The 5,007-nt window shown below is 32.2% G+C and carries 5 protein-coding genes; 3 read left to right on the top strand and 2 right to left on the bottom strand.

The genetic code is table 11. The features are described from left to right. Positions 1-36 precede the first annotated feature (36 nt). A complete protein-coding gene (locus U9P79_02790; protein MEA2103557.1) occupies positions 37-348 on the bottom strand; it encodes a hypothetical protein in 312 nt (103 codons plus the stop codon). 123 nt (positions 349-471) lie between these two features. Here U9P79_02790 and U9P79_02785 point away from each other — a divergent pair, with 123 nt between their 5' ends. The 3 genes from U9P79_02785 to U9P79_02775 all read left to right on the top strand — a co-directional run bounded on the left by U9P79_02785 (position 472) and on the right by U9P79_02775 (position 4,046). Beyond that, complete coding sequence (locus U9P79_02785; GenBank protein ID MEA2103556.1) at positions 472-1,803, top strand: hypothetical protein; 1,332 nt, start codon at positions 472-474, stop codon at positions 1,801-1,803. A gap of 28 nt (positions 1,804-1,831) precedes the next feature. Continuing rightward, positions 1,832-2,617, top strand: a complete 786-nt coding sequence (locus U9P79_02780; GenBank protein MEA2103555.1) for a hypothetical protein — start codon at positions 1,832-1,834, stop codon at positions 2,615-2,617. A gap of 163 nt (positions 2,618-2,780) precedes the next feature. Beyond that, a complete protein-coding gene (locus tag U9P79_02775) occupies positions 2,781-4,046 on the top strand; it encodes a peptidylprolyl isomerase (GenBank protein MEA2103554.1) in 1,266 nt (421 codons plus the stop codon). 220 nt (positions 4,047-4,266) lie between these two features. Here U9P79_02775 and U9P79_02770 read toward each other — a convergent pair whose 3' ends face one another. Further along, on the bottom strand, positions 4,267-4,833 hold the full coding sequence (locus tag U9P79_02770; GenBank protein MEA2103553.1) for a shikimate kinase: 567 nt from the start codon (positions 4,831-4,833) through the stop codon (positions 4,267-4,269). Positions 4,834-5,007: the final 174 nt, after the last annotated feature.

Here is a 5,007-nt window from a genome sequence, read left to right as displayed (position 1 = left end):
TGCAACATCCGTGATGTTGCAGTGTTGTATAAAATATCACGGATATTTTACTCCAAAACGCCATAAATGGCGTAAGATAATTTGTCCGATTTTATACTTATCCGTAAACGGATAGGCTATTTTTTTTCGTGTATTTATGGTTGTTTTTTCACAATTCACAATTAATAATTCATAATTCAAAATTTCCCTTCTCCGTTTTCCGTTTTCCCTTTTCCCATTTCCCTTTTCACCATTTTTATTTTTATTCGTGCATTTTTGGCTGACCTTTTTACCATTGCGAAGGTCGTTGAAGCATGACCATTCGCAAGGTAAAATTCGCATTTCCCTTCTCCGTTTTCCGTTTTCCATTTTCCCTTTCTCCCTTTTCCGTTTTCCCAAACAGATTATCTGTTACCTGATAAAAATTGACAGTTTATCACCAATTCTGTGATTGTCGTATTTAATAAATAAAAATTTTAAGAGGTAATTTAGATGCAAAATGGAAATAAGTTAATTGCTGGCCTTTTGGTTGCAGCAGCGGTATTCTTCATCGTTTGGAATAATTTTTCAAAACCGAATCCCAGCAAAATTATTGCACAAGTAAATGAAGAGGTAATCACCTATGGAAATCTTCAAGATGAAAAGGAGCAATATGCAAATAGCCCTGATTTGCCTAATAATGACTTTTTGATTCAAAGACTTATTAACCAAAAAGTAGCAAAAATCTATGCGAAAAAAAATGGCTATTTTAGTGATTCGGAAATTATTGAAGAATTTGAGTGGCAGAAAAACGAATCAAAAAAATCTCTGCTCATCACTTATTTGCTGGAACAAGAAGGCAAAAAAAATGTAATTTTGGCAGATGCTGATTATCTTGATTATATTGAACTTCATCCATATATTCAGGTGATGACAATATTTATTCCTGTGGCTGGAAGCGATACCACAAAGGCGTATAAGACAATATCAAAAGCATATAAAAAGTTGCTGTCCGGTAGTGATTTCAAAAAAATTCGTGACAAATATATGGAAAAACGTTTCCTTAATGATGTAGAAGGAAAAGAAATTATCAAGCAAGAACTGTTAGTAAATTTATACAACGATACTCTCGAAGTGGAGGAATTCACAAAACCGATTAACACTCCCAATGGATATTATCTGATAAAGCGTTTCACTGACCCAAATTTCGAAATCGTCAAAGAACAAATTCATGATCAATTACTGAATGAAAAACAGCAATCTTATATTGCACGCTATATTGATTCTTTAAAACGCTCAATTTCCATAGATGAAAACAATCTTAAATTATTCCTTGAGTCTGAAGCACAATCTGATAATAATATCGTGATAGTCCATTTTGATGGTTATGATCATGTTGTAAAATTAGGAGAGATCAAACAATATTTTGATTATTTTCTCACTCCCGAACAAATCCAAAATATCGGCTTGCCTGATGTGAAAAATATTGTTAATGAAATTGCTCTACAGGAAATTTTATATGATATTGCCGTTGATCAAGATTTGGAAAGCAGTGATGGATTTCAACTTATCTGGAAAAACGAAGAAAGCGATCTAACCAAAAAATGGGATAATTTTGTCGTTAACAAAGTCTATATGAATATCTTTTCAGAAGGAATTGAAATATCAAATGAAGAAATTCAAGAGTATTACGATAATAACAAAAAAGAATTCACGGAAAATAAAGAAATTCAGCCCTTCAATACGGTAAAATATAAAATCAAATACGAACTCCAAAATCAAAAAATGAATGAGTGGTTTGACAACATTATTGAAGAATATAATATTGTTGTAGAGAAAAAATAAATTTATTACATTTCCACAAGGTAAAGCTATGAAAAAAGCATTAAGCATTCTCCTGATTTTATTAACGATCCTTTCATTATTGGCTTGTAAGGAAAAACGCGAAGATAAAATCGTAGCAGAAGTAAGAGATATAAAGTTATACGAAAAGGAATTTCAATCTCTTTTTAGCGAAGAGGAATGGAACAACTTGTCTGAAGAAAATAAAACAGAAACGATTAATGATTGGGTAGAGATTTCTCTTCTCGCAGAAGAAGCAAAAAAACAAGGTTTAGACAAACTTCCCGATGTGAAATTCAACATAAAATACTCTGCAAAAACTATTCTCGCCAATAAACTTCTTTCCAATGAATTGAAAAAAATAAATATTTCAGAAGGTGAAATCTTCGATTATTACAATTTAAATCGGGCTGATTTTATGACCGAGATCACTACTTTCAAAATTCAAAGTTTTATCGTGGAGAATTGGACGGTGGCAGATTCGGTAATATCTTTATTCAATGGCGGAGAAGCGTTTTACACTGCTGCAAAAAATCTTGGTAGCAATTATAAAGTGAAATTTATTCAAAAAAAAGATGTTAGCACATATTTCTGGAATTATATTCAAAGTATGAAACAATGGAATATGAGAGTGATTCAAGATGGCAAAAATTTGAAAGTTGTTCAACTCCTAAAAATCCAAAAAGAAGACGTGCCAATTAATTTTATTAGTTTAAAAGATTCTCTGCATTCAAAACTTATAGAGGATAAAAGGGAGAATTTTCTGGAAAACTCTTTGGATAGCCTAAAAATCAACTACAATGTTACAATTTATTAATTCATCCCGTAACTCCATCCGCCGGCTGGTATATCGAGAATCCGCTTGCGTGTATTGCCCGTTTTGAAAACAACACGAAGGGACTCGTGTTCTACATTTCCTCGTGGATAAAATTATTATTTTAGGATTTTTTTAATTACCTCACATTTAAGAAAGGAAAATTATGAAAAAAGGAAAATTATTATTCTTGTTCGCAACCATTTTGGTTAGCAATCTTTTTGCTGAACCTGTGGATAAAATAGCTGCCACTGTGAATGACAATGTCATTCTTCAATCCGAAGTAGATATTGCTTATCAAGAGATAAAAGCCGGTGGTCAGCAAACGGAAAATTTGACTAAATCGGATATTTTGCAACTGCTTGTGGACGAAAATCTTATTCTCACCAAAGCCTATAATGAGGGTATTTTTGCTGAAGATGCCCAAGTGGACAGAAGGCTGGAACAGGCAATCCGGGACATTTCTTCCAATTTTCAATCTCACCAACAATTTTTGCAGGCATTACAGATGGAAGGTCTAAGTCTCGATGAATTAAAAAAACGATATCGTGAGCAAATATCAAAACAAATTGTTAAAGAACAGATCCTCAACCAAAAGGTGTATGCAAAAATCAATATTTCAGAACACGATAAAACTAAATTTTACGAAACACATAAAAACAGTTTCCCAAAACGACCAAAAACCGTAAAAATAGGCGAAATAGTGATTGAACCTCAAACAGGTTCCGCCGGTTTGGATACTGCAAAGGATACGATTCAAAATCTTAAAGCCAAATTGGATCGAGGAGCAAATTTCGCCGAGCTGGCAACAGAGTATTCCGAATGTCCTTCAGCATCACAAGGTGGTGATTTGGGATTCTTCGGCAGAGGTGAAATGGTAAAGCCATTCTCGGATGCTGCCTTTGCGCTGGAGATCGGAGAAATCAGCCAACCTGTTCTCACCCAATATGGTTATCATCTTATCATGCTGGAAGACAAAAAAGATGGAGAAATCCGAGTTCGGCATATTCTGATAAAAACAGAAATAGATGATTCGGATATGGAACAAGCGGCAAATAATATTGGGGAAGCTCTGACCAAGCTACAAAATGGTGCTGATTTTATTGAAGTTGCAAAAGAATATTCCGGCTCCACTCAATCACCAAATTCAGAAGATTTTGTCATCACAATTCCGATTGAAAAAATTTCCCAAGTACCTGAATTCGGTAAAGCAATGAAGGATTTGAAAAATGGTGAAATCTCCCCTATCATTGAAGCAGATGGAAAATATTACATATTTAAAAATTTGGGTTATGAGGAAGAACGAAATTTTGAATATGGAGAAATTACTCAGGAAATCGCAAATATGGTCATGCAAGAAAAAAGGCAATCTGAATTGGAGAAATGGTTGAAAAAATTGAGAAAAGAAATTTTTGTGGAAATTTATGAATGATTATCTAATGGAAAATCTGCTTATTCCGATGTGTTATTGTTTCTAACAGTTTGAATATAGTGCATTTGGCACTTCAATTTCATTTTACAACTAATTTTATTTATTGCTAATATCTTCATATTTAATATTATATGTGAGCCCACTTAAAAAAAGGGGATTTAACCATTTCGCCATAAGGCGAATCTAATGATAAAATGGTTAAATCCTAAACTTTTGTTTTTCATTTTTTCATCAATATTCTTCCTTCTTCAATTAACAATTCTGTTATTTTCTTTATAAAGACTTCTGGGGTAGCACCATTAATATCAATAGAATAATCCGCTCTCAAATTAAACTTTTTAAAAAATGTAATATCTTTTTTTATCTCTTTCAAATATAGTTTTCTTTCATTAACTGACAACTTCTTTTCAATCTGTATTGAATCCTTATCGTAAAAAGTTAATCTATTCAAAATGTTTTCTGGCTTATCTGTCAAATTAATTGAAACAATATCCTTTGTCTTTTTTGTAGTTTTATATTGTTTTAAATAATAGTCTCGCATTCCTGATGGTGTGGATGCGATAACCACATCTTTGTCTTTGTTAAACATTTCATTCAGCACTACAGATGTTTTTTCTCTATATCCATTTGTAGTTATAAATTCGTCCTGAATGTATTCAAGAGGTTTTTCAAAATATTCTTCAATCTGGTTATCCAAATCATAGAATTCAAAATCAAGGTAATCTGCTAATAATTTTCCAATTGTTGTTTTGCCAACACAACTTATTCCTAATAAATATATTATCATATTTCTATTTTTTGTACTAGTTCTTGTATGACACCCAACGGTGGCAATATGAAAAGTTGGGCATTTTGAAACACCAATTTTTCAATTTATTACACCGTTTTTATCATTATCAATTGGTATATATTTTTCTTCACAATATTTTTCTATTTCACTATCTGTTTTGAAATAACTATC

Source organism: Candidatus Cloacimonadota bacterium (assembly GCA_034661015.1).
Taxonomy (GTDB): Bacteria; Cloacimonadota; Cloacimonadia; order JGIOTU-2; family JGIOTU-2; genus JAYEKN01.
The sequence above is the reverse complement of the archived record's forward strand: the minus strand, read 5'-3'. Positions and strand labels throughout refer to the sequence as shown.

What these genes read in the sequence shown, in the direction of transcription:
- U9P79_02780 (MEA2103555.1), top strand. Translation starts at nt 1,832, where the DNA reads ATGAAAAAAGCATTAAGCATTCTCCTGATTTTATTAACGATCCTTTCA.
- U9P79_02785 (MEA2103556.1), top strand. Translation starts at nt 472, where the DNA reads ATGCAAAATGGAAATAAGTTAATTGCTGGCCTTTTGGTTGCAGCAGCG.
- U9P79_02790 (MEA2103557.1), bottom strand. Translation starts at nt 348, where the DNA reads ATGGAAAACGGAAAACGGAGAAGGGAAATGCGAATTTTACCTTGCGAA.
- U9P79_02770 (MEA2103553.1), bottom strand. Translation starts at nt 4,833, where the DNA reads ATGATAATATATTTATTAGGAATAAGTTGTGTTGGCAAAACAACAATT.
- U9P79_02775 (MEA2103554.1), top strand. Translation starts at nt 2,781, where the DNA reads ATGAAAAAAGGAAAATTATTATTCTTGTTCGCAACCATTTTGGTTAGC.